Source organism: Paenibacillus donghaensis (assembly GCF_002192415.1).
GTDB classification, from domain to species: Bacteria; Bacillota; Bacilli; order Paenibacillales; family Paenibacillaceae; genus Paenibacillus_AQ; species Paenibacillus_AQ donghaensis.
The window spans coordinates 6872390-6895762 of record NZ_CP021780.1 but is presented as its reverse complement, the minus strand read 5'-3'; the positions used below and the strand labels follow the sequence as shown (position 1 = coordinate 6895762).

General features: G+C 46.3%; 17 protein-coding genes and 2 pseudogenes. 7 read left to right on the top strand and 12 right to left on the bottom strand.

What is annotated here, in order from left to right; genetic code table 11:
- Nucleotides 1–188 precede the first annotated feature (188 nt).
- Complete coding sequence (locus B9T62_RS31215; protein ID WP_087918827.1) at nucleotides 189–3071, top strand: S-layer homology domain-containing protein; 2883 nt, start codon at nucleotides 189–191, stop codon at nucleotides 3069–3071.
- A 211-nt stretch (nucleotides 3072–3282) separates the two neighbouring features.
- On the top strand, nucleotides 3283–4011 hold the full coding sequence (locus B9T62_RS31210) for a hypothetical protein (protein WP_087918826.1): 729 nt from the start codon (nucleotides 3283–3285) through the stop codon (nucleotides 4009–4011).
- A 180-nt stretch (nucleotides 4012–4191) separates the two neighbouring features.
- On the opposite strand, the gene B9T62_RS31205 is transcribed toward B9T62_RS31210, so the two are convergent.
- From B9T62_RS31205 to B9T62_RS31165, 9 genes and pseudogenes are all read right to left on the bottom strand, one after another.
- Nucleotides 4192–5805 (bottom strand): ABC transporter ATP-binding protein, encoded by a 1614-nt coding sequence (locus B9T62_RS31205; protein WP_087918825.1) that lies wholly within the window; start codon nucleotides 5803–5805, stop codon nucleotides 4192–4194.
- A gap of 155 nt (nucleotides 5806–5960) precedes the next feature.
- Nucleotides 5961–6122: pseudogene (locus B9T62_RS31200) on the bottom strand (IS66 family transposase); the annotation flags it as partial.
- Nucleotides 6123–6166: 44 nt separating this feature from the next.
- Complete coding sequence (locus B9T62_RS31195) at nucleotides 6167–7051, bottom strand: carbohydrate ABC transporter permease (protein ID WP_087918824.1); 885 nt, start codon at nucleotides 7049–7051, stop codon at nucleotides 6167–6169.
- A 29-nt stretch (nucleotides 7052–7080) separates the two neighbouring features.
- On the bottom strand, nucleotides 7081–7962 hold the full coding sequence (locus tag B9T62_RS31190) for a carbohydrate ABC transporter permease (RefSeq protein WP_087918823.1): 882 nt from the start codon (nucleotides 7960–7962) through the stop codon (nucleotides 7081–7083).
- Between the two features lie 117 nt (nucleotides 7963–8079).
- Complete coding sequence (locus B9T62_RS31185; protein ID WP_087918822.1) at nucleotides 8080–9435, bottom strand: extracellular solute-binding protein; 1356 nt, start codon at nucleotides 9433–9435, stop codon at nucleotides 8080–8082.
- 112 nt (nucleotides 9436–9547) lie between these two features.
- Entirely contained in the window at nucleotides 9548–10348 is an 801-nt protein-coding gene (locus tag B9T62_RS31180; RefSeq protein WP_087918821.1) for a response regulator, read from the bottom strand.
- A complete protein-coding gene (locus B9T62_RS31175; protein ID WP_245864698.1) occupies nucleotides 10332–12038 on the bottom strand; it encodes a cache domain-containing sensor histidine kinase in 1707 nt (568 codons plus the stop codon). The genes B9T62_RS31180 and B9T62_RS31175 overlap by 17 nt, the downstream gene beginning before the upstream one ends.
- Before the next feature lie 393 nt (nucleotides 12039–12431).
- Entirely contained in the window at nucleotides 12432–13343 is a 912-nt protein-coding gene (locus tag B9T62_RS31170; protein WP_157794080.1) for a copper amine oxidase N-terminal domain-containing protein, read from the bottom strand.
- 140 nt (nucleotides 13344–13483) lie between these two features.
- Nucleotides 13484–13837 (bottom strand): hypothetical protein, encoded by a 354-nt coding sequence (locus tag B9T62_RS31165; protein WP_157794079.1) that lies wholly within the window; start codon nucleotides 13835–13837, stop codon nucleotides 13484–13486.
- A gap of 416 nt (nucleotides 13838–14253) precedes the next feature.
- Between B9T62_RS31165 and B9T62_RS41925 the strand changes: the two are divergent.
- The 4 genes and pseudogenes from B9T62_RS41925 to B9T62_RS41015 all read left to right on the top strand — a co-directional run.
- Nucleotides 14254–14325 (top strand): annotated as a pseudogene (locus tag B9T62_RS41925) (AgrD family cyclic lactone autoinducer peptide); the annotation flags it as partial.
- 42 nt (nucleotides 14326–14367) lie between these two features.
- The gene (locus B9T62_RS31160; RefSeq protein ID WP_087918817.1) at nucleotides 14368–14757 is read left to right on the top strand and encodes a hypothetical protein; all 390 of its coding nucleotides are present in this window, start codon (nucleotides 14368–14370) and stop codon (nucleotides 14755–14757) included.
- A gap of 1314 nt (nucleotides 14758–16071) precedes the next feature.
- Complete coding sequence (locus B9T62_RS41020; protein ID WP_245864175.1) at nucleotides 16072–16212, top strand: hypothetical protein; 141 nt, start codon at nucleotides 16072–16074, stop codon at nucleotides 16210–16212.
- A 14-nt stretch (nucleotides 16213–16226) separates the two neighbouring features.
- Entirely contained in the window at nucleotides 16227–16493 is a 267-nt protein-coding gene (locus B9T62_RS41015; RefSeq protein WP_245864172.1) for a GNAT family N-acetyltransferase, read from the top strand.
- Nucleotides 16494–16548: 55 nt separating this feature from the next.
- Here B9T62_RS41015 and B9T62_RS31150 read toward each other — a convergent pair whose 3' ends face one another.
- Nucleotides 16549–17013: a VOC family protein gene (locus tag B9T62_RS31150; protein ID WP_087918816.1), complete on the bottom strand. Its 465-nt coding sequence runs from the start codon at nucleotides 17011–17013 to the stop codon at nucleotides 16549–16551.
- 170 nt (nucleotides 17014–17183) lie between these two features.
- Here B9T62_RS31150 and B9T62_RS31145 point away from each other — a divergent pair, with 170 nt between their 5' ends.
- A complete protein-coding gene (locus B9T62_RS31145) occupies nucleotides 17184–17606 on the top strand; it encodes an Lrp/AsnC family transcriptional regulator (RefSeq protein ID WP_245864171.1) in 423 nt (140 codons plus the stop codon).
- 110 nt (nucleotides 17607–17716) lie between these two features.
- Here the strand turns inward: B9T62_RS31145 and B9T62_RS31140 are convergent, their stop codons facing one another.
- Nucleotides 17717–18085 carry a DUF1304 domain-containing protein gene (locus B9T62_RS31140; protein ID WP_087918814.1) on the bottom strand — a complete coding sequence of 123 codons (369 nt, stop codon included), beginning with the start codon at nucleotides 18083–18085 and terminating at the stop codon, nucleotides 17717–17719.
- A gap of 912 nt (nucleotides 18086–18997) precedes the next feature.
- A complete protein-coding gene (locus B9T62_RS31135) occupies nucleotides 18998–23365 on the bottom strand; it encodes an InlB B-repeat-containing protein (protein ID WP_169834459.1) in 4368 nt (1455 codons plus the stop codon).
- Nucleotides 23366–23373: the final 8 nt, after the last annotated feature.

The window sequence follows — 23373 nt, the reverse complement described above, 5'->3', positions numbered from 1 at the left end:
GGGTTGTTCATAAATATTTATTAGAATAACAGTAATAGTTTCTTGCAATAAATACAGATAATTACTGTAAACTCTCCGATTCCTATTGTAGACTCAAGAAGTTGTCTGGATTTGGTCTTAAATCCCATCCTTGGGACCTATTGAGATGACAACGGATTGAAATTCTTACATTAGAAGGGGAGAAGAATATGATAGGGCATGCAGTACGCCGTAAAATCAGTCTGATGATGGTGTTTGCTCTGCTATTAAGTACGCTCATGCCATATCTGGCATTTGGCGAGGCTAAGCAGTTCAAGGACATCACAGATTCTTATGCGCAAAAGGAGATTCAATCATTAGTAGAAGCAGGCATAATTTCTGGATATGAAGATAACACGTTTAAACCGAATAAGGCGATGACACGTGCGGAACTAGCCAAGATTATCGTCCTATCCCTCGGTCTGAAAGAAAGTGGAAATACCACAGCATCGTTCAAAGACGTTGCAGCGGACAGTTGGTATCGTGGGTACGTAGGGGCACTGGTAGAAACCGGTATTACAAAGGGGACATCGGCTACTACGTTCAGCCCTAATTCAAAGGTTACCCGCGAAGAATTGGTCGTATTCTTCATCCGGGCTTTCGAATTGGAAGATACGGCGAAGAAGCTCCCGGTTGATGCTAAGCTGTCCGATATGTCAGAGATATCCGATTGGGCCAAAGCGCATGTATCTCTGGCCTTCAAGAATGGCTTCATCAATGGGGTTCAGGGCAGTGGCGGAACGCTGAAATTCATGCCCAAAGACCACGCTGAGCGGCAAGCTCTGGCTCGTCTAGCCTATGAATTCACAACCAATAAAGCGGTATATGTGGAGAAATCCAAGAAGCTTGTTACAGAAGAGGCAACCCCTGTGGCAACCCCGGCTGCAACTCCGGTGACAACCGACCGGGGTACGAATACAGGCATTCCTGCGCCTGGACCGGCAGCGCCTGAACCAGCAACGGCAACGCCAGCACCGGAAGTGCCAGTACCGGCAACGCCTACACCGGAAGTGCCAGCACCGGCAACGCCTACGCCAGCACCAGAAACACCTGCACTGACAAACAGTCTCCAAGTTGTTGTGAAAGGGGAGAGCTCCGACTCCATTTATGCGGATGAGGCAACAGAAGTCATATTCCGCGTATCACTCCATGAGGCTGAGACGGTAAGCGCAAGTGTCTATAAAGTTGATGCAAGCGGCCAAGTGATTTCCACAATCACTTCGCTATATGATGATGGTCTGGGAGCGCATGGAGACAGTCTTCAAGCAGACGGAATCTTCAGTGGAACAGCTACATTAACTGAAAGTACGGAAGGGTACATCAACCTGCAGGCATATACGGGAGATCTCCCAAGCAGCGCAGTGTTTAAATTGTCTGTAGTGAAGCATCTTACGGATGAGCAGCTTGCACAAACCGAGATTATTGAAAAGAATACGCAGGATAAGCTGGATCAACTGATTACTACATATGGTGATGTGCAAAAAGCCAAGGAAGAGACTGTGGCTTGGCTGCAGACGCTAGCCGAAGTACAATATGCAGGTATTTCGGGTAATGGGGGAAGTATTTGGTATTCCCTGGACACTGGAATTCTGGGGGGCATTTCGGCAGCTCCTGAGAACACGAAGGGGCTAAACAGTACTGGCGAGGAGATTGCCTCATCCAGTGACGCATTGACAGCGAGTGCGCTAACAGACAAGGTGGAGCAGACCGTGGCTTCAATTGGAAGCAAGCGGGTTGCTGTGATTTCTCCGTTTTCTACCAAGCTTACGTCTTCGACGGTTTATGATGCTGTATATGACGAGTTCTTTCAGTCCAATTACCCGTTTGTTGTGGACAGAGTAAAAGATACCGCAGCTGATGTAAATTTTTTTAAAGGATTAAATAACTATGGCGTTGTGGTATTAGATACCCACGGAGATAGTTTCTATGATGAGAAAGTGCTCCAGATGCTCCATACTAAGTACGGCATGGATTTCAAATATGCTGGACCGCAGGTCATGTTCTTGACAGGAGAAAAGGCAACGGCACAGAGTAAAAAAGCATATGAGCTAGATTTGAAAAAAGGAAGATTAGCTATTATCTCCGGTTATTATGCTATTACGCCTTCTTTTATTACACGCTATAACGATATGCTGCCAGATACAATCGTATTCAATGGTAGCTGCCGGAGCATGTACAACCCGTCCATGGCAGATGCGTTCATCAACAATGGAGCTGCCACTTATTATGGATACACCGATTATGTAAAACTTGCCTATGATCATGCAATCGTTCAATCTGTGTTCACCGCTTTGGTGGATGAGAACAAGACGACTGCAGAAGCATTCCAGGCAGCAGTAGCTGCCAATGGCGCAAATGATGGGTTGGCTGCTTTTGCTATGAAGGGAAACAGCATTGGCACTAAGACAGAGGGTTTGGTCAACGGAACATTTGAAACCGGTAATTGGATCGGCTGGAATGGTAACGGGGATGTCCGGGTTATCTCCAAGCTGGGGCCGCTGAAGCCGACAGAAGGTAACTATATGGCTATTATCAGTACCGGTCTTGGGTTTGAGAACAACGATAATGGAGGTCAGGACTATAACTCGGATAGTTATATCGAGCAGAGCTTCATGGTTCCAGCAGGGGCGACAACCCTTTCATTCGATTACAATTTCATTTCGGAAGAGCCCAAGGAATTCGTTGGAACCAAGTTTGACGACACCTTTAAAGCAACGGTAACTTCCAGTGTATATATTAATACGGCTTCAGTTATTACCTCTCATCTGAATGGGGGGGATACGGTAACATCCAATGTCTACGGTCACGAGGCCGTTACCATTGCTACCGAATCCATTAATAGCTCCACGGCTTACTGGATTGATGAGAATAAAGTAGATATTGATTTCTACGGCGGGGATCACACGGCATACATGACGAATTGGAAGCATGTACAATTCGACGTAAGCCAATTTGCCGGCAAGGCATCCATTGTACTGCGCTTCCACGTGTGGGATCAGGGGGACAGTGTGTTCGATACGGCGATACTGATCGATAATCTTATATTGAAGTAGTAAGTGAGATGGGATAAGACACTTGTCCCAGGAGTCAAACCAAGAAACGGTTGGATCAGGGAACCCTGAGACCAGCCGTTTTTTTATAGTTCTATGCATGAAATAGTTATTGTTTTACAATAATGTCACCCGCTGTACTTATGAGGTTTTAGTTACGTGGCTTCTCTGAAATGATGATTGTCCAAAACAGTGATTTGGGGAGGGAGAAATTATGGATTTTGAGAAAGCAGAAAGGTTCATTTGGAGAAATGGCAGATTACTTGAAAGAAGAATATTTGAATTTGTATTTCATGATGGAACAAAGAATAATATGCTACGTGCAATTAAAGCGTATCAGAACGATGACGGCGGATTCGGCAATGCAATAGAACCGGACTTACGTACACCGGAGAGTCAACCACTCTATACTGAGTTCGCTTTAAGAACCTTATATGATTGCAATATAAAAGACGCGGAGCTGGCGAATCAAGCATGTGATTATGTTGCACTCTATGCAGACTTAAGCAGAGGGATTCCAAAGATATTTCCTTCATCCAGTTATTTTCCAAGAGCCGAACGCATTTCCTCTCGGATTTATAATGATTCACATACTATTTTGACCGCATTTTGTCTGTTAGAGAGTTTACCCCAGACAGATTACGTTAAGGAGTTGTTTGGCAAACTGTCTAGTGAACTCATCCAGGCAAATTTCTTTTGTTTAGAGGCACGTCCCCAGGATAATGGTCTTACACCCTTAGATTTTTCACCATTATCAAATTCCTATTGCAGAGATATATTCTCGCAGACAACTATTAATGAGCATTTGAAAGTAATGGAGTCGCAACAAGAGGCAGATGGGGGCTATCTAATACAATGGGAACCACCCGGGGAAATGGCGAAATTAGAATGGAGAGCCCATAAGACATTGAAATCCCTAATCACGTTACATTTCCAAAATTAAAATATATTCATGTATGCATCCGTATTTGAACGTGTATTAGGAGTGCAGATACCGAATTAACAGACAGCCAGTATGATCTCATTTTTGCTTATGTGCTCAACAAGCAGCCGCCTGATTGTATAGTTAAACAAATGATCTATATAAGTTCACGTTCTATATCGATTGGGTTTGAATAGTAGGTCATGCCTCCATACTTACCATTTGCTCTGATTCCCGCGCCAAACAAATAATCTTGTCGTACCTTTCACTGTTGTAGTTATGAGCCACTTCAATTACAGTGAGAGGAAGAGAAAACAGCAATTGCCGGATGTTTTCGGCAGTTTTTTGGTCCAAAGCGGATGTAATTTCATCCAGCAATAAAATTCGTTTATTTCGGATCAGCATTCGAGCTATCTCAATTCTTTGCTTTTGCCCTCCCGAAATGTTCTTCCCATCTTCGCCTACGCTGAAATCTTTACCGTTACTATGAATAATAGAATTCAAACTCACCTCGTTGATGATTCTATCCAGCTCATCCTGCGTGAATTCTTCCCACAATCTTATGTTATTCTCAATCGTATCATCAAATATAAAGGGTTCTTGTTGTATTAACCCAATGCTTTGGCTAATAGTTTCATAAGATAGATCCCTCACTTCAAGATCAGCAAACCGCACGCTTCCCGTGTAATCGTTATGCAAACCCTGAATGATATTCAAGACGGTTGATTTCCCAACCCCGGATTCTCCTGCGATTAACACTTTTTCCCCCTCCTCGATAATGATATCAACGGGGGTAAACAGAGGTAGACCATTGCGATTGGCAGAAAAGCTACTTATTCTAATCTCATACTTAGAAAGTGGAGTGAATTCCTCTGTGTCTCTACCATCATGGTTGACAATATTCAAGTTTAACTTTTTTATATTTTCTATTAATGGTTTAGCCTGGCTAATGTTATTCATCTGTTCTATCACCGACATTAGCGGGCTTAGAATCGTATTTGATATCTGCAACAAACCAAGCAGTGTGCCAATGGATAGATTCCCCCGAATTACTTGGATTGTGCCTATAATTATCGGGATAAAAAAGGAGATCATTCCTATAGCGCTTACAAGAGATGATACCAGGGCGGAAACGTTGTTCATTTTTTTTTGCGCTGTTTCAGTCTGAGCATTCATTTCATCGTGATGTTGAGAAATTGTTTTCTCCAAATTATAGATGCGGATTGTCTTTCTCCCCATCAATATTTCTTTTAAATATTTTACATAGTTTTCATTTGCAGAAGACCAACGGGCGGATGATTCAATCAGCTTTTTCTTAAATAGAACAGAGATCAGCGCGGGTGCCAGCGAGCATAGGATGAAAATGAGGGTCATGGTCAAATCATAGGTTACAGATAATGTTAATGAAAGGATGAAGATACAGATGCTTTGAAAAATCAACAGGATCGGTTGAACAAACTTTTGTTCAATCATCTTTGAATCACCCGTAAATTTAGATAACAAAGATGAAGGATTAATATGTTCGGAGTAGGTCTCTAGTATACCTTTGTACATTTTGTTCTTAACGCTCGAATTAAACTCGCAGATCACATGGTTTTTACTTTTTCCGGCTAGATAGCCGAATGCTGAGACAGTAGTGAAACTAGCAAGTAGAGAAACAATGATAATGGGTATTTGCTCCAGTTTCCCATTTTCCGCAACATCCAATGTCATCTTCATAAACAAGCTGAAAAGAACATTTTCAAAAGAGGCAAAAAATATCAGAAATCCAAATATCCATAATGTTCTTTTTTTCACATGATTCAACAAGAACATTCTTAACCCCTCTTTCGAGAAATATAGGTGAATTCAGCCAGGAATCATCATGTTATATTCATACTTGTTATATTCATACCTGCCTCTTAATAATCCACATTAAGTTAAAATATTCCATTACATGATCCATTTTAATCCATTTAAGTATTTTGTCAACCGTTCTCTTTTGCGGTTTTCATCACGCTGTAAATCACTGCACTGGCTCTGGCTCCGCGTGGCGTGTTCGCAAACAACCAGTTCTTTCGTCCAATGACGAAAGGCTTAATTGCCCGTTCGCTGCGGTCATTGTCAATCTCCAGTCGCCCGTCTTTCAGGAAATGAAAGGCACTTTATGAACGGGCGTGCAGTCTGGACTGACTCGTTACCCTTTTACAGACCCTGCTGCAATGCCCTCGACAATCCGCTCACTCATAATCAGGAACACCAGCAGAATCGGCAGAATGCTGATCATTAGGGTCGCCCCGATGGCGCCCCAATCCGTAGTATACTGCCCGATGAAATTCTGCACCCCGACCGTAAGCGTCTTGAAATGATCCGAGCTGATGAAAGTGTTGACGAAGATAAACTCATTCCAGTTATAGATCATATTGATAATAGCCGTGGTTGCCAGCACCGACGAGGTCATGGGCAGCACAATCCGGAAGAACATCGTATTTACAGAGCAGCCGTCTATAATGGCCGCTTCCTCCACTTCCTTCGGGAGTGAATAATAGAATCCAAGCAGGATCATGATGGTGGTCGGCAGGTTGAACGCCACATAAGACAGGATGATGGAGACCGGATTGTCCGTCAAATGAAGCTTGTTGAACATACTGAACAATGGGATCAGCGTAGAATGGACGGGGATCATCAGCCCCACCATGAACAGGCCAAGTACGAGTGAGCTGCTCTTCCATCTCATGCGAGTCACCGCAAAGGTAACAAAGCTGGCAAGCATTACGGTAAGCGCCAGCGACACCGCTGTAATCCACACACTGTTGATGAAATACTGCCCTATGTTGCCATTGGACCACACATTCTCATAGTTGCTCCAGTGGGGGTGGGCCGGAATCGCAAAAGGTGCCATATTAAAGACTTCCTGATTGTTCTTCAGCGAGAAAATGAACAGCCAGACCAGCGGCAGCACCTGGATTACAGCCACGGCAATAAGCGCAATATAGAGCAGGCTGTAACCGGATCTGCGCAGCAGAAGGACTCCGCTCCGCTGCCGCAAGGGCGGATAGCTGTGAGCAGCTTCAGTTCTCATTAGTTATTCCTCCTTTCTGGCGGAATGGATCAAGAGTATTGAATCGTCTCTTTGGACGCGGTAGCCTTGCGGATCAGGAAGGTCGCTACCAGGCAGATCAGCAGCAGGAAGAACCCGATGGCACTGCCGTATCCGAAGTCAAAGCTGCGGAACGCCTTATGATACATATAGGATGCCATCACCTCACTGGCTCCGTTGGGTCCGCCGTCAGTCATTACATAGATGAGGTCGAAATATTTCAGCGACCCCACCACCGACAGTACCACCGTAACCTTAATCACCTCGCTGATCAGCGGAAGCTTGATCCGGGTGGCGATCTGCCAAGGGCTGGCTCCGTCAATCCGCGCCGCTTCCATCAGCGATTCGGGAATGTTCTTCAAGGCCGCATAATAAATCAGAATATAGAATCCGGCGTACTGCCAGATGATAGGGATAAACAGTGCTATCAAAACTATGGAAGGCTCGGCCAGCCATGAGGGCGGGTTATCAACTCCCAGAGACACCAGCAGACTGTTCAGCACCCCGTTCGTCGGATGATAGATTTTCAGCCACAGCTGGGCGATGGCTACCGATGACAGCAGCATCGGAACCAAATAGATTTTGCGCAGCAGATTCGCGCCTTTGATCTTTCCCGACAGCACCATCGCGATCCCCAGGTAGCCGATCAGGCTGACTCCCGAGAACAAAGCGAGCAGCAAGGAGTGCAGCGCACTGTGCCAGAACGCAGAATCCTGAACCAGCTCCTTGTAGTTATCCAGCCCAATGAAGACCATCTTGCTGATCCCGTCCCACTGATTGAGGCCGTAATAGCCGGTCAGTACAATCGGAATATATATAATGCCCATGATAAGCAGCAGGGAAGGCAGCACGTAGAGTGCAATTACCAGCTTGTTGGACATCACTTTCTCCATGATGTATATCCTCCTTTCCTTGTGTTGCGGGTTCACGCATATGGAGCATTAATCGCAGGAAGGGAAGGCTCCTGATACCGCCGGAGACTTCCGCCTTCCGCCAATCGCCCGAACGACTCAGTTTCCTTTGTCTACCGCTTCTTTATGCTTGGCAGCGAACTGCTCCGGCGTCACCGCTGTGCCGAACAGCGCCTGAATCATATCCAGGTGGACCTGAGCGGCGTTCGGCTTCATCTGCACATCCGCAAACAAGGTAATGCTGCTGGCATTATTAAGCTCGTTAAGCAGATCGACATACAGCTGAGGAAGCTCGGAATTCGAAGTATCTACTTTGGTAGCCGGAATGACTCCCGCTGTGGTCACGGAGTCCTGTCCCCACTTGGCTACGAAGTATTCAACAAACGCTTTGGCTTCTTCCTTCACTTCGGAGGATTCGGCTACGAACAGTCCGACACCGGGACCGCCCACCCAGCTGTTGATATTCCCTTTGCCCCCTTCTACAGTAGGGAACTTGAAGAATCCAACCTTGTCCTTGAATTCCTGCGGGATATCCGGGTTAGTGGTGAAGTTAGGCAGCTCCCAGGTTCCCATCAGGTACATGGCCGCCTTTTCATTCATGAACTCCGACTTGCCTTCATCATTGGACAATCCGTTGAACCCCTTGTTGAAGGCATTCATGTCCACCAGTGTCTGCACTTCAGCCGCAGCCTGGATCAGCCCGAGATCATCGAATGAGCCTGTACCATTCGTCGCTTTCTTCAAGGTATCGCTTCCCGCGATCCGGTCAGCCAGATACATGTACCACAGGGAGCCGGTCCAGCGGTCTTTGTTGCCCAAGGCGATAGGGGCTACACCGTTATCCGAGAGTGTCTTCACAACTTGCTTGAATTCATCATAGGTCGTCGGAACCTGCAGATTGTATTTAGCAAAAATGTCCTTGTTGTAGTAAATGGGCGAGATGTTCAGCTCGATGGGCAGGGCGTAGGTCTTGCCGTCCACCGCATAAGCTTCCGTAGTACCGGGAACGAATTTATCCTTAAGCTGTTCACCGCCCAGAATATCATCCAGCGGAGCGAACAATCCACCCATCACGTAAGGCTCCATGAAACCCGCCGCCCATGTAATACCGACATCCGGCAGCTCATTGGAGGCCGACAGCACCTTCAGCTTGTTCTTGTACTGCTCATTCTCCAATACCTCCTGTTTGATCGTGACGTTCGGATGCTCCTTTTGGTAATCGCCAATGATCTGTCCAACCAGTTTATTCTGCTGGGCTGAGCTTCCCGCCGGCCATAGATGCATCATCTTGAGGGTGACTTTAGGCGCCGGTGCCTCAGTGGATGCCGCGGTATCCGCCGGGGCTGCGGTGTTGTTCGCAGCTGTATTATTTCCGTTCCCCCCGCCACAGCCCGACAGAACGAGCGCCAACATTGATGTCAATACCAGGCTTTTGGTTATCTTATTCCTTGGCATTCGTATAACCTCCATATTTTTCGTTATGCGGTTAATGTAACCGCTCTCATATACATTCTAGCATCGCACCCGGAGGACTATAAGATCACGCTCATTGGCTATAATTCCACTTTTATTGGATTTCGCTGCGCTCATCCTTCATCTGCTGGCGATAGCGGCTCGGACTCAGGGCTTCCAGGGACTTGAACACCTTGATAAAATATTTATCCGTGCGGTAGCCTACCCGCTCACCGATCTCTCCAATCGGCAGGCGCGTCTGCAGCAGCAGCTCCTTGGCCCGTTGAATTCTCAGGCGGGACAAATATTCGCTGAATGATACTCCGGTCTGCTCCTTGAAGAGCACGCTGAAGTAGCTGGCATTCAAGTGAATCATTCCGGCCACCTCGGCCAGGGTCAGCTGCTCATGCAGATGCTGCTCCACATAGGCCAGGGCTTCTTTGACCGGTTCACCCATGCCCGCCGTATCCGGGTCGATTTCCATCAGCTTGTGATCGACCAGCTTCTCCAGCTTCTCGTGGCGCTGCTGTTCTTCCTCCTGCTTCAGAGCAGCCTCGACTACCTGCACCAGCTCCCCCTTGTCCAGCGGCTTAAGCAGATAATTGACCGCCCCCAGCCTAAGGGCCTGCTGCACATATTCGAATTCAGCATAACCGGAAATGACAATAATGACCGGCTTCCGGACCTCGCCCTTTAGGGAGCGGATCAGATCCAGTCCGCTGACCTCAGGCATACGAACATCGGTAATCAGCAGATGCACCCGCCCCTGCAGCAGCCGATCACGCGCATCAATCCCATTATCGGCCGTTTCTACGATATATCGGCCAGCCGCCCACACCTCCAGCGTCTGCCTGATGCCCTGCCGTGTTCTCGGTTCATCATCCACGACCAGAATCGTCCTATTGCCCAGGCTCATAGGTATGTCCTCCATTGTTCGGAATTTCAAAAGTGACGATCGTGCCCTCGGACAATTTGCTCTCAATGCTCAGCCCTTCCATCTTCGTTCCTTGCGCTTCATAGTACAGCTTGAGCCGCCGCTGTACATTTACAAGCCCTATTCCCGTACCCTTGGCAGAGATGGACGGACCGCCTGCAAGCGCACTGTACAGTGACCGAAGCGTGTCAGCCTCCATCCCAGGGCCGTTGTCCTGTACGGTTATTTGGGTCCAGCCTTCACGTGTGGATGGGGCGACGGTGACACTGACCGTTCCGCTGCCTACCTGGCTCTCCACCCCATGGAGAATGGCATTCTCGACAATCGGCTGAACGAGCAGCTTAGGCACCGGTACGGCAGCCCCCTCCGGTTCGAGCTTAATAATCCAGGACAGGCGATCCCCCATCCGCATCTCCATAATTTTCAGATAATGTTTGACCTGCTCCATTTCTTCTCCGAGGGTAACCCACTCATCGGAGTTCGAATTTCCGATAATGTACCGGAAGAGTCTCGACATCACAATCACAAGCCCGGCCAGCTCTTCTTCGCCTTTCTCCTCAAGCGACCAGTTGAACGCCTCCAGCGTATTGAACAGGAAATGGGGATTAATCTGTGCCTGCAGCGCTTTAAGCTCGGTTCGGCTCTGCAGCATTTCTTTTTCATATACCACCCGGATCAGATCATTCATATTGGCAATCATGCCGTTATACGTATAATTCAGCTCCCTTAGCTCCATTGTAGATACCGACTCCTGATTGGGTGTGAGTACTCCTAGCCGGGATTTGCGCATTGCCCGGATCAGATGGATAATCGGCCTTGTGATCATCGTGGACAGCACAAAAGACATAATTAAAAAGAGCAGGGTTCCGATCCCCCCCGAGACCAGCAGTACCGTTCTCAGAACAGAGAGACCCTTTGTAACATAGCTTAACGGAGTGAGCACCAGCAGCGTCCAGTTTGTCTTGTCCGAGCGCAGCTTCACCTGCACATATTCTCTGCCCTGGAAGCTGACCGTCTGATCCTTGCTGGCAAGCAGCGGCAGCAGCTCCGCCTGCGGCTCCTCACTGCTGCCGAGCAGCTGGCCTTCGTCATTCACCAGCAGCACAGACTCGCCTCCGTCGCTCCCGGACAGCGGATCATCGAGCTGAAAGTAGCTGCGCTGGATGCGCGCCATCAAATAGCCGCCTCGTGAGAACCAGTGGTCCATCAGACTGACCTGACGGATGGCCAGAAGGCTCTGATCATCGCTCGGATCGACGCCGATCCAGACCAGCCTGCCTTTTTGGATATTGGCTTCGGTGATATAAGGAGCACTGATCCTTGTCCCAAGGCTGCCGTCTTTGATCGGGAACAGTAGCCGGTAATCCGCCGTATACAGCTCCAGGGAACCCACACTCGGCATATAGGCCTGATAGCTGGAGATAATCTGCAGCAGAGACTGCCGCTGATTGAAAGACACGGATTTGCCGTTCAGCTCTTCCGTCAGCAGCTGCTGTACTGTCGGATGATTCGCCACCTGCTCCATCAGGCTGTCGATCTGGCCGATCAGCGCATCGAGCCTCCCATTCGCTTGCACCGCAGTCTGCTGGATGTGCCGCTCTGCATTGTTTTTCAGCAAATAGGATACCCTGTTGTACACGAACGCCCCGGAAACAGCAATAATAATCAGCATGACCAGCAGGAACCCAATGAATATTTGATTGCGCAGCGTATTCAATTCTTTGATTTTCCCATACACTTAGGATTCCCTCTTTCATATGGTGGCGTTTCCAACCTTATTCTCCAAAAGTTCCGCCGATTGTCAAGAAGAATTGCCGGACATCTTCCAGATACAGTAAAAAGCCCTTAAGCAGTTCCCCTGGCAAGGGTACCGTTAAGGGCCGTAGCCGCTTGGTCAGATGAGCACAAGCGGATGTGGTTTCCCATATTGTGACTGAGCTTTTAGCCTACATTCAACTCGAAGACACATTATGAAGCAGCGGGTAACGTCGTGGTGGGTGCGCTGCCCGCTTTGTGTGTGGAATTTGTTAAAAAACCATTTCTTGCAAAACGTGATAGGAAAGCTTTATGATTTTACTTCTTCCGGAATGTCAAAAAACTGATGTAACTTCATGTCCTGTTGCCCCAGGGTGGTGACTTCTCCGTTAGGTTCGATAAACCCGTAAGTAGCTTCCCCGATGGGTCCCATAAAGTTGTAAAAGACCACGCGCTTTGTTATTTTGGGAAGTTCTCCGTCCTGGTTGGTAATTTTTTGCGGAAGGAAGAACAAGCCGCTTGAGGCTTTAACTGAATTGGTGGTGGCCGTCCATTTTGCTTCGCTGTGGTTTCCCACAATTTCGTAATACGTAATGCCGTTCCCTCCAGACAAGAAAAACTGGTCCGCTCTTCCTTCAGGAAAGTAGTATTGTTGACCTTGAGTCTCGTTTATAACCTCAAAGGATTCCAACGAGCTAACCACTGGAAATTTCAGCGCTGCGGTTCGGGCTTTGGCCAGACTGGACGATGCAAATTGTTCCTTTACCTCTTCGCTGGGCTTGGCGACGAATACGATCCGTTGCTTGGGATTCCACAGGACATACGCCTGGGTGGATTCTGCGATAAAGCGCAGGGGAACCATGACACGCCCTTGCTTTAGGGTCGAGGCCGTCTCCAATTTCACTGCTTTATTTCCTACCTTCGCCGTTTTTTGACCAGCGACTAAGGTGATGGTTTCGCCGTCCCGGGTAATGGTGACGGTTTTGGACGAGTTATTCCATTGTACCGAGATGCCGGGTATTTTTTGGGCCACCTGCAAGGGAACCATGGTTGTTCCATTGGTAATATACGGGGCCACATCCGTGTCCACGAAAAGGTTATTCATCCTAACTTCAATAGCTGAAGGAGCCGCCGAAGCTGTTCCTGTAGTCAGTGCGCTTCCCGCGATCAGCAGGGAAGCGGTGAGCCATCCGATGACGCCCGTTTTCAAATGCTTGTTCACGTTATCATATCCTCCTTGTTCCATTTTAGTCATTCACTCCCTATATTTCAGACGCACGAGAATTTAAAAAGTTACTAAAACCAAAGAAGAAACTTCTATTGTAGAAGTTTCTTCTTTGGTTTAGATGTGGCTGGCTCCTGTTAGGCTGGGTCAAGCTTGGTGATTAGTGGAGCGAAGTTGTAGATGGTGAATTGGTTGGCACTGGCTGGATCGGACCCATTACCTACCACTACGCGGCTTGTGGAAGAAAGATTATCCGTCCACGTATTGTAAACCGCTCCTGCTGTGTCCATACGCAGCTGGGTTTGGGAGAAGCTGGCTTGGCTGTATGAGCTGCCGCCCTGATCCTGCACGCCATGAATCATTTTGACTTTGTTGTAGGTGCCCAGCATCTTAGAGGTATCACCGACATCCACATTATTCGTCCAGGACAGTGGAGACCCATTTACGTAAAGGGTTGCCCGGTTGGTCGAACGATCGTACGTCAGTTTCAAATCTACCGTTTGGCCTTTGGCCAGGCTGGGAACCGGTTTGGACTCATAATACGTTTGGGCCCCATTGTAGGAAGCACCAAGAAAGACTTTGAATCCTTCGTTTTTTTGAGAAAAGCGAATAAATAAACCCTTGATTTATAAGTGTTTTTTAGAGAGGAAACTCCCCGATTCGGACTTTTTCAACAGTCTGATATATTTCTAAATAAAAAAAGTAATTTGCATTGACGAAATGTATATACAAGACTATTATAGGTAAATAAATGAAAATAATAGAATTATAGGGAAATCTCTTATACTGAAATGGAATTCTGACACCTCAATTAATATTTTGAAAATGCTGTACTGAGGCAGAAAGGAGGGCATGATTGGTATTGCTTTGGCAAGTTTGACACTGATGGTTACAACATAGAATGTAAAATGCAACTTGTATGATGTTTGTATACCAGCCGAAGTTACCAGCAACTGCGAAAAAACTGCGTCATTTCTAATCTAGAAAAAGAAAATCAAAAAATGAAGGTGAGGACAACTTTATGTTTAAAAAATTATTAGCATTAGCATTATCGGCAACTATGGTTATAGGTATGGGTACAACGGCTTTCGCATCAGATGTTCCAGCTGTTGACTTTGATTTATCCGTATCCGAAGTAGCAGGACTCCGCACTTCTGTGACGAGCGACGAAACGTCACAATATACCGAATGGACGCCAGTCTCGCTTTACGGGGTTTCATTGATCTCTTCTGTTGGAGCTGGTTTTGCATCAGGAGGTACGCTTACACCTGCTGCGATTGCAGCTGTCGTTGCCGCAACGGGAGCAACTGGCGCAGCAGCTATTGCGATGACGGCAATTGGCACTCAATACAATGTTTGTGAACTTGCTTGTTGGAACGCACTAAATGCATCCAACAATATTCACTATTAAACAATATCATGGTAGAAACTTACGTTAGAATAGTCTTAGTTACATTAATATCTATAGTTGTTGTATACTACGCATATCTATTGGCACAAGCACGGGTTATATTAAAGCAAGCCCACAAGAACCCGACTGATGAAAGTGTGGAACGCATTGCACTTCTTAAGCAAAAGCTCGTTCCTACGGTATGTTATTTACTGTGCATGGTTGCCGCCGGGGTACTATATCTTGTAGGAATAAACATCGGAGTTATGTTGTGTGTGCTCATAATCTTAAATGTTATTGTTGCTTTCGTTGGCGACAAAAGGATTTTGTCAAAAGCAGAATTTAAGAAGAAATAAGTTCGGCTTTATCGTGACGCAAACAGTGGCACAAAGCAAGACGAAGCGGTAGTGTAGACGGCGGTATTACTATACAAGATTGTAATTGTAGATTTGCGCTTTAACCAATTTTGGGTATGCGAAAAGTTTGATTTTATGGCTATAGCAAAGGAACAATTAGTAAGCGTCAACTCTACCACGTATAGAAAAATCCCTACAGTTGTAGCATAATTACTATTGCTGTGGGGGATTTTGCATTCTTTCATTTTTTCGAAAGTTCTTTTGACCATGGTAGTATTTCCCTTATATTAAGTTCCTTACTTGACTCTTGCAAAAATGTTGTCATAGAAAACCATGGATGAATATGTCAGAAATTAATGTTTCATGAGAAGCTTTGTCGAAATCATAAAAAATACTGCAGGGATTCGGACTTCCCTGTCTGGCTTCGCAGCAACCTACATCGATAACGCGGATCTCCGCTCCGTCATGAGCATAAGGGACAACTGGTGCTCTATGTCTTTGAACAAGCGATGCAGCAGAAGCCGTTATTCGACATATTACGAGATCTGAAGATGATCTCATAACGCTCTTTTGAACGCTAACACAACCAGTCTGTCCGTTTCAAGGTCGGATTAGATTTTTTGCAAGAGTCAAGTTAATAATAAATAGTGGTTTATCTAAAGAACGGTTCTCAGAAATAACCGCACCTGTTCAAATTGAATCAAACCCGATAAATCAAAATAATAATTCAGCAGAACACCAGTTATGCAACTATATATTTGTGTGCAGGATTCATGGTAAGTAAAACAGAAGAATTAGGACAGGCTATAATGCCTATTTCGTTTTTGTTAATGGCTGGTTTCTATCTAGGAATCTACGGCTTTCAATCGGGTAGACCCTCCATACGTCAATCAAGGTGGTAAACGCGGAGCAGCTCCGTCCCTTAAGGGATAGGGCTTTTTTTTGCATTCTAATCCATAAATAAACTGGAGGTATTCAAATGACAAAGGTAATGGTTACAGAACGTTTGACGTTGCGGCGGCTTGAGCTTCATGACGCTGCAGCGAGAGGTGATAGCCACTCGTTCGCTGTAACTCTTACAGAAGGCAGGGATTTCCCTGGAGTTATAGGCTACATGTAAATAAGACTCATAATATGGCAGAGCTGGCTTATTGGATGGGTAAACCCTATTGGAGAAGCGGCTATTGCACAGAAGCGGCTGCACGGGTCGTGCAGTTTGCATTTGACGAGCTAGAGTTAAATCGGGTATTTGCCGCAGCTATGACGCGAAACCCTGCTTCGTATAAAGTAATGGAGAAACTCGGAATGAAATATGAAGGGATCTTGCGCAATCATATTCGAAAGGGAGAAACTTATAAGGATTTGACTTACTATGGGCTTCTCCGAAATGGGGAGAAATGATGCAATTAAAGCATATCCGAACAATCGCCTGATGGTTCCGCTGCGGTTTCTAACTTTAATTTGCAGGGGTTCTGGTAGACATATCAAAATCAACATCTTCAATAAATTCGATAATTTCTCCATTGGGGCTGTGAATGACCGCGTTCTTTATTAGAAGAGGCGGTTCGCCAAGAGAAAGGTAATCGGGTGCTATAAAAGTCTTTGCTCCATGAGCAAGGGCTTTCTGAAATATTTCATCTACATTATCCACATAGAAGGCGAGATGTAATAACGCTCCATGAGCTATATCTTCTTCAGATAATGCTTTCTTTCCTTGAGCGGGAATAACTGCATCGTTATCAAAGATCTCAATGCAGGTTCTTTGGTCAGGTGAAATCAGCATAGAAGCTTCTTTAATTTGAAAGAGTGGCAAACTCCAATGATGACCTAACTTGAACCCTAGAACTTCAATATAGAATGTAATAGTTGCATTATAGTCTCTGGCTTGGATTGCTACATGTGATAGGCCTTTTACGCTCATCTATAATCGCTCCCTTATATCGTATATATTTATTATAGTTCCATTAGAACATGGAATACATACGAAAGATAAGCGTTTTATAGTAATATGGTTAATGAATATAAGGTATTTTAGTTGAATAGGTTTACATTATTGAATGGGGTCAGGGGGTTCTTGATATAGAACATATTATGGATGATATTGATAAAAAGATCATGGCATTACTTCAGTACAACGCACGAATGTCCATTTCTCAAATCAGCAAAGAGGTTTCAATGTCGCAACCATCCGTTAAAGAAAGAATTATCAAGTTGGAAGAAAAAAACATCATTTCTGGGTATAACACAGTTTTTAATTTGCGGGATCTGAATCGAGGCACGACCACATTCATTCTTTTAAAAACAGAACATTGCCAGGAAATCACTGATTTTTGTAAAAATGCTATGGAAGTAACTGATTTATTTCGCATAAGTGGAGAATACAATTATCTCATTAAGGTACAAACCGCATCTATTGAGGAACTTGCCGAATTTCAAGATTGCCTTATAAAGTTCGGACCTTCAAAGTCTCATATCAGTCTAAAAAACATATTGGAAAATAGGGTTTTGCTCTAAATGGATGAAAAGAAATTTATCGTGATGGACAAAAAGAGCCATCCACAAAGGATGGCTCACTATGGAATCATAGACCAGCTTGCAAGTTGGGCGTGTGGATAGAAGTAGACCTACAGATTCGCCAAGAGAACGGCCAGAATAGCTACAAAGGCTGGGAAGCCCTGAACCAATAAAATCGATTTCTTGGATGTGAGGCCGCCATAAATCGCTGCAACACCGACACAGATTAGAAAAAACAACTGAAGCTGAAACCCGGTCGTGTCGTTCGGATGGAGCAAGCCCCACAATAAACCAGCGGCCAGGAAGCCATTATACAACCCTTGGTTGGCAGCGAGCGATTTCGTATCCTGCGCAAATTGCTTGCTGGTCCCGAACGCCTTCTGTGCTCTCGGGGTAGTCCACATAAACATTTCCAAAACTAAAATATATACATGCTCAAGCGCAACCAACGCTACGAGTATCGTACTCAAAATCATCATTTCAATCTCCCCTTTTTCAAAAAAATAAGAAAGTCTCACATATGTAAGATCCTTCGTTTCACCTTATTTATTAGTTAACAAAATTAAATTTCACAAGATCTAATTTTACAAATCTAAATATATCTAAATTCAGAGTTTTTGTCAATTGATGTGAAATAGGTTTCAGACTTCATAGATGTGGTGTTTGCTGAACATTGATAGTGTATAATGAGTCTATTTTGGCGATGTTTCAAACACGGAAAAAAGGAGCGTGGCAAGGTTCAAGAATTGAACCGGTATGCTGGAAACACTGACGAAGTATATTCGAGTTGTCCGGGTAGCCCTATGCACCAGTCATTCTGACAACTCCACCGTTTCATTCTTAAGTTCATCTTATATAGTCTCATAGGTCCAGTCCACAGAATTAGTTGCGAAACTGCATCTATTTAGCCGTTTTTTTGTGTGTTGGAGGAAATAAGTGCGAAAATGCACCTAATTTAGGATTCTGAGCGTAATAAGCTTGCTTTACTCGAATTTAGTTGCAGATATGCACTTATTATCCTGATAATGGGTGTTTCGGCGGAGATTAGTTGCAGTTTCGCATCTAATTACTCCGAAGGTTCCAGGGCAACACTCTATCTAAATCCTGGCTGAATCCTAAGCAGTAACTAATGGTGAAAATTCCCTAATAACTACCTTGAATCCCCAAGTTCATGCATGCGTTGGGCGTGATGCCGATGGCGGCCAGGGTAGTCGATCAAGGGTTCTTCAAACCGATCCCGGTGTGGATGAGCAAGCTCTGCTGCCGGTACTGTCCACCAGTCATAGTGTTAATAACAGTACCTACGTGCCCCCCAGCTACAGCAATAAGGGTTATCACGATAATACTCCATATGAGCATTAACGAGATAACCCTTATCACTTCATACGATATTAAATTAGGCCAGACTTTTGCAGCAGTCTTTGCACAATTGCTGCAACTTCAGCTCGTGTAATATAAGCCTTCGGTGCAAGCTCGGCATTGCTTCTTCCTGATACGATGCCAGCCTCTAATACATCGGCAATGCTGCCGGATGCCCAACTGGATACATTTGCTGCATCAGTGTACGGATGAAGAATATCGACTGTATCTAAGGCCGCAAGCTTGGCCTTCAGATCGGTAATTGTCATCGCTTTGGCGATGATGACCATCGCTTGCTCTCTAGTAATCTTATCCATTGGACGGAAGGTACCCTCTTCAAACCCATTAATCAGATTGTACGAATATAGGGTCTGAATAGCACTGCTGTACCACTCTTCTACCTTCACATCCGTAAATGTAGTCAGGTTATTCTCCAGCTTCAATCCCAATCCACGAACCATAATCGCTGCAAACTCAGCCCGTGTAATATCCTGATCCGGATTAAATTGTTCGTCGCCTATGCCGTTGATGACCATCCGGGAACCCATGTCGTTGACGGCATCCTTTGCCCAGTGCTGTGCAACATCCTTGAATTCCAGCGGATGCCATACAATGGTATAACTGCTATTGGTCAAACTGCTCACTTTTGCAAAATATTTCCTGTCAATGACTACAATCTTCGTTGGCACATGACGAACAGTTCCGTCGGATTCCACAACAATTCCGGTTGTGATTCTGTCTGGATCTATCCCCTCCGGTATTTCAATAGTGCGTTCAACGTAGGCTTTGAACTTGGACAATTCAATTGTTGTATTTCCGTAAATGGCTTGAACAGAGAAGTCAATTGGCGGAATAACAATCGAATATCCTGAGGCGACCGCGGAGTTCTCAACGATCTTGAGCATCCCCGATGTCGGTTTGGAAATTAGGATCTGTATCTCAATATCCTGGAGCGCTATCGACTCCCCAAGCTGCTTGGATATGGAATCAATATTAATCAGCAGGGAAGGTAAAGTATAGGTTGCACGTTCTGTCTTTAGTTCTAGAACGGCCTGATTTTGCTCCAAGTTTTTGATCATTTGACCATTAAGCTCGCCGATAATCACATCGGAATTGCTATGAACTGGAATAGTAATCACAGCACCCTGCCCCTCCAGCGCTAACCTGTCATCCAGCTTTTCCTGGTCAACGGCTATAGTTGTTACAGATTGGCTGTTTACTTGCGTTGTTGTTGCCGTTCCAGCGTTCTCCACCTTGCCATTCACAAGAACTTCAACGGCTGTGGTTGCTGTACCAGTTGTCTCCGGTATCACTGTCGGAATGCTAGATGGTACAGGTTGAATGCTCCCTCCGCCACTCGACGGTGAAGTCGGTGTTACTGTATTGGAGATAGCTGAGGAGATACTGCTACCAACGTTATTGATCGCTTTCACTGTAAACGAATAGGCCGTACCATTGGATAGACCCGTTATCGTAATGGGGCTAGTTGTTCCAGTAGCCATGATCTTGCCAGATGCTTCTGAAACCTCATAAGCAGTAACAGTGCTGCCTCCGTCATCTGCAGAACCTGTAAAGGAAATAATGGCTTGAGTGTTCCCGGCTGTTGCAATGATATTTGTTGGTGGAGTGGCAAGTGTCATCGGAGTTGCGCTTAATTCATTGGAAAGAATGCTGTCCCCACCGTCATTAGTAGCTTTTACTACGAAATAATATGGCGTACCGTTCTTTAAATTCAATATCTCATAATTATTAAGGGTACCACTCACTGTAGTTAGTGGATTACCATATGAGCCAGCCGCTGTACTTTGATAAATCAGATATTCAGTTGCGTTTGGAACATTTGTCCACTGAACAACAACACTTGAATTACCCGAGGTAGCTGATTGAATTACTGGTGCCTCTGGAGGGTTTATTAGCCATTTTGCGAATAGGGTCACATCTGATGTAATAGCAGTAGTCGTAAAATTAAATTTCGTTGTCAGATTACTGTCTACATACCACCCTGCAAAAGTGTATCCCGCCTTTATGGGAGCCTTCGGTTCAGTGGCAAACGCGCTATAGGTCACGTTTTGACTATCCACTGGTAAACCACCATTGCTATTAAAACTAATCGTATAAGTGTTGGCGGCAAAGCTTGCCGTCACGTCCACGTTCGCTAGAACATTGGCATCCATACGCGTAGCGGTGGTATCATCATCGCTCCATTTCACGAAGTGATAACCTGCATCGGCTACTGCGGTCACTGCGGTGCCGTTGGCCCCGCTGTTAACCGTCTGCGCGGCGTTGCCCGTGAGTGAGCCGTTGTTTCCGGCGGCGTAGTTTAGCTTGTAGGTGTTAACGGCAAAGCTTGCTGTCACATCCACGTTCGCCAGAACGTTAATATCCGTGCGAGTAGCGGTTAGGACATCATCACTCCATTTCACGAAGTGATAGCCTGCATCCGCAACGGCGGTTACGGCGGTGCCGCTGGCCCCGCTGTTCACCGTCTGAGTGGCGCTGCCGGTGAGTGTGCCGTTGCTTCCGGCCGCGTAGTTTAGCTTGTACGTGTTGACGGCAAAGCTTGCCGTCACATCCACGTTCGCTAGAACATTGGCATCCGTACGTGTTGCGGTGGAGACATCATCACTCCATTTCACGAAGTGGTAGCCAGCATCCGGTACAGCGGTCACAGCGGTGCCGTTGGCCCCGTTGTTCACCGTCTGAGTGGCGATGCCGGTGAGTGTGCCGTTGCTTCCGGCGGCGTAGTTTAGCTTGTACGTGTTGACGGCAAAGCTTGCCGTCACATCCACGTTCGCTAGAACATTGGCATCCGTACGTGTTGCGGTGGAGACATCATCGCTCCATTTCACGAAGTGATAACCTGCATCTGCCACAGCGGTCACGGCGGTGCCGCTGGCCCCGCTGTTAACCGTCTGCGCGGCGTTACCCGTGAGTGAGCCGTTGTTTCCAGCGGCATAGCTAAGCTTGTAGGTGTTGACGGCAAAGCTTGCTGTCACGTCCACGTTCGCTAGAACATTGGCATCCGTACGCGTTGCGGTAGTGACATCATCGCTCCATTTCACGAAGTGGTAGCCAGCATCCGCAACAGCGGTTACGGCGGTACCACTAGCTCCGCTGTTCACCGTCTGCGCGGCGATGCCAGTGAGCGTGCCGTTGCTTCCGGCGGCGTAGTTTAGCTTGTAGGTGTTAACGGCAAAGCTTGCCGTCACATCCACGTCCGCCAGAACGTTAATATCCGTGCGAGTAGCGGTTAAGACATCATCGCTCCATTTCACGAAGTGGTAGCCAGCATCCGGTACAGCGGTCACAGCGGTGCCGTTGGCCCCGCTGTTCACCGTCTGCGCAACGCTGCCCGTGAGCGTCCCGTTGTTTCCGGCGGTGTAGTTTAGCTTGTAGGTGTTGACTGCAAAACTTGCGGTCACATCCACGTTCGCCAGAACATTGGCATCCGTGCGCGTTGCGGTAGTGACATCATCACTCCATTTCACGAAGTGGTAGCCAGCATCCGCAACAGCGGTTACGGCGGTACCGTTGGCCCCGCTGTTAACCGTCTGGGCGGCGTTGCCCGTGAGTGAGCCGTTGTTTCCGGCGGCGTAGTTTAGCTTGTAGGTGTTGACGGCAAAGCTTGCCGTCACGTCCACGTTCGCCAGAACATTGGCATCCGTACGCGTTGCGGTAGTGACATCATCACTCCATTTCACGAAGTGATAGCCTGCATCCGCAACGGCGGTTACGGCGGTGCCGCTGTCCCCGCTGTTAACGGTCTGGGCGGCGTTACCCGTGAGCGTGCCGTTGCTTCCAGCGGCATAGCTCAGCGTATAGGTTGAGGCCCCCTTTGGAGAGCCAATCGCTATATTATTAATACCAAACCAATTGTCTCCTGCTCTATAAATACGAACCTCATCGATATTATAAAAGCTTGTATTTAAGCTTAGATCTATATTCACATAATTAAGGTCCATATTCCCAATGAAACTGACAGGTGAACCTACAGCAAGTCCATCTGTGTAGGCTTGAATAGAATAGGTCCCCCCATCCCAGTTCCCCCAATCATAGAAATTTAATGAGGACATAGAAAACTTAACAACAGGCGAACTTTTTATTGATATTCCATATATTGTACCGTTGTTGAGGTCATCTGGTGTAACTATTGGAGGAACATCCCAGTCTTGCTCATCATGATAGTTCATAAAGAACCCTGCTGGAGTATTACCGTCAATATCTATGGGGGAGATAAGTACATGTACACCAGCAAGATCAGTCGAACCACCTTGTCCATCTGTAATTATCGATCCACCATTATTGCCGTTATTACTAAAAGTGATCACTCCTGAACCCGTCTCCGTAACTGGATCACCAATTTCTATATGGTTAAATCCAATCATGTTTCCCCATGCCATATCTCCTT

Excerpts from the sequence above, each read along its gene's own strand:
- B9T62_RS31190 (WP_087918823.1), bottom strand. The coding sequence starts at position 7,962 with ATGGAGAAAGTGATGTCCAACAAGCTGGTAATTGCACTCTACGTGCTG.
- B9T62_RS31180 (WP_087918821.1), bottom strand. The coding sequence starts at position 10,348 with ATGAGCCTGGGCAATAGGACGATTCTGGTCGTGGATGATGAACCGAGA.
- B9T62_RS31140 (WP_087918814.1), bottom strand. The coding sequence starts at position 18,085 with ATGATGATTTTGAGTACGATACTCGTAGCGTTGGTTGCGCTTGAGCAT.
- B9T62_RS41020 (WP_245864175.1), top strand. The coding sequence starts at position 16,072 with ATGACAAAGGTAATGGTTACAGAACGTTTGACGTTGCGGCGGCTTGAG.
- B9T62_RS41015 (WP_245864172.1), top strand. The coding sequence starts at position 16,227 with ATGGCAGAGCTGGCTTATTGGATGGGTAAACCCTATTGGAGAAGCGGC.
- B9T62_RS31150 (WP_087918816.1), bottom strand. The coding sequence starts at position 17,013 with ATGAGCGTAAAAGGCCTATCACATGTAGCAATCCAAGCCAGAGACTAT.
- B9T62_RS31210 (WP_087918826.1), top strand. The coding sequence starts at position 3,283 with ATGGATTTTGAGAAAGCAGAAAGGTTCATTTGGAGAAATGGCAGATTA.
- B9T62_RS31195 (WP_087918824.1), bottom strand. The coding sequence starts at position 7,051 with ATGAGAACTGAAGCTGCTCACAGCTATCCGCCCTTGCGGCAGCGGAGC.
- B9T62_RS31185 (WP_087918822.1), bottom strand. The coding sequence starts at position 9,435 with ATGCCAAGGAATAAGATAACCAAAAGCCTGGTATTGACATCAATGTTG.
- B9T62_RS31205 (WP_087918825.1), bottom strand. The coding sequence starts at position 5,805 with ATGTTCTTGTTGAATCATGTGAAAAAAAGAACATTATGGATATTTGGA.
- B9T62_RS31160 (WP_087918817.1), top strand. The coding sequence starts at position 14,368 with ATGTTTAAAAAATTATTAGCATTAGCATTATCGGCAACTATGGTTATA.
- B9T62_RS31175 (WP_245864698.1), bottom strand. The coding sequence starts at position 12,038 with ATGCTGATTATTATTGCTGTTTCCGGGGCGTTCGTGTACAACAGGGTA.
- B9T62_RS31135 (WP_169834459.1), bottom strand. The coding sequence starts at position 23,365 with ATGGCATGGGGAAACATGATTGGATTTAACCATATAGAAATTGGTGAT.
- B9T62_RS31145 (WP_245864171.1), top strand. The coding sequence starts at position 17,184 with ATGGATGATATTGATAAAAAGATCATGGCATTACTTCAGTACAACGCA.
- B9T62_RS31215 (WP_087918827.1), top strand. The coding sequence starts at position 189 with ATGATAGGGCATGCAGTACGCCGTAAAATCAGTCTGATGATGGTGTTT.